This is a genomic window from Vibrio sp. 10N.222.48.A3, assembly GCF_041475345.1.
GTDB lineage: Bacteria > Pseudomonadota > Gammaproteobacteria > Enterobacterales > Vibrionaceae > Vibrio > Vibrio tasmaniensis_A.
The window spans coordinates 1-1198 of record NZ_JBFRVX010000064.1 but is presented as its reverse complement, the minus strand read 5'-3'; the positions used below and the strand labels follow the sequence as shown (position 1 = coordinate 1198).

1 protein-coding gene is annotated in these 1198 nt (G+C 44.6%); it reads right to left on the bottom strand.

Annotated elements, in window-relative coordinates; all coding sequences use genetic code 11:
- Positions 1–143: 143 nt before the first annotated feature.
- A partial coding sequence (locus tag AB4653_RS02395; protein WP_372103242.1) for a phosphoglycerate kinase occupies positions 144–1198 on the bottom strand: 1055 nt, incomplete at its 5' end.

The window sequence follows — 1198 nt, the reverse complement described above, 5'->3', positions numbered from 1 at the left end:
ATTTATTCTATTCGTTTTAAGATAAAAAACTTAAGTTTAAAAATTTGCAATCGTTTGCTCACAACTTCCGCTATTCTAGCAAATAAGTGTGATATGCAGCAAACGTTAAAAGGCGAGATTCGTACCTCGCCTTTCTAAATCAATTACGCTTTAGCACGCTCTTCAAGCATAGCTACTGCAGGAAGTACTTTGCCTTCAACAAACTCAAGGAAAGCACCGCCACCAGTAGAGATGTAAGAAACATCTGCTTTGATACCGAACTTGTCGATAGCTGCTAGCGTGTCACCACCGCCCGCTACTGAGAAACCTTCAGAATCAGCGATTGCTTTAGAAATACCAGCTGTACCCGCTTCGAAGTTCTTGAATTCGAATACACCTACAGGGCCGTTCCAAAGAATAGTTTTCGCGTTGCCGATGATTTCAGCTAGAGCTGCAGTTGAATCAGGGCCAAGGTCGAAGATCATGTCGTCGTCTTGAACTTCAGAAACGTGCTTGATTTCAGCTTCTGCGTTTTCGTCGAATGCTTTAGCACATGCAACGTCAGTCGCTACTGGGATAGCACACTCTTTCATTAGCTTCTGAGCTGTTTCAACTAGGTCAGCTTCGTATAGAGACTTACCTACGTTGTGGCCTTCAGCAGCGATGAACGTGTTCGCGATACCACCACCAACAACAAGTTGGTCAGCGATTTTAGAAAGAGATTCTAGAACGGTTAGTTTAGTAGAAACTTTAGAACCACCAACGATAGCCACTAGTGGGCGAGCTGGGTTGTCCATTGCTTTACCAAGCGCTTCAAGCTCAGCAGCTAGAAGAGGACCAGCACATGCTACAGGAGCGTAAGTACCAACGCCGTGTGTAGACGCTTGAGCACGGTGAGCTGTACCGAATGCATCCATTACGAAGATGTCACATAGTGCAGCGTATTGCTTAGAAAGAGCTTCTTCGTTCTTCTTCTCGCCTTTGTTAAAGCGAACGTTTTCAAGAACAGTTAGTTCACCAGCGTTTAGCTCAAGACCATTTACGTAATCTTTCGCTAGTTTAACGTCACAGTTTAGTGCGTCGTTTAGGTAGTTAACTACAGGAGCTAGAGAGAACTCTTCGTTGTACTCGCCTTCAGTAGGACGACCAAGGTGAGAAGTAACCATAACTTTTGCGCCAGCTTCTAGGCAAAGTTTGATAGTTGGTAGAGATGCTAGGA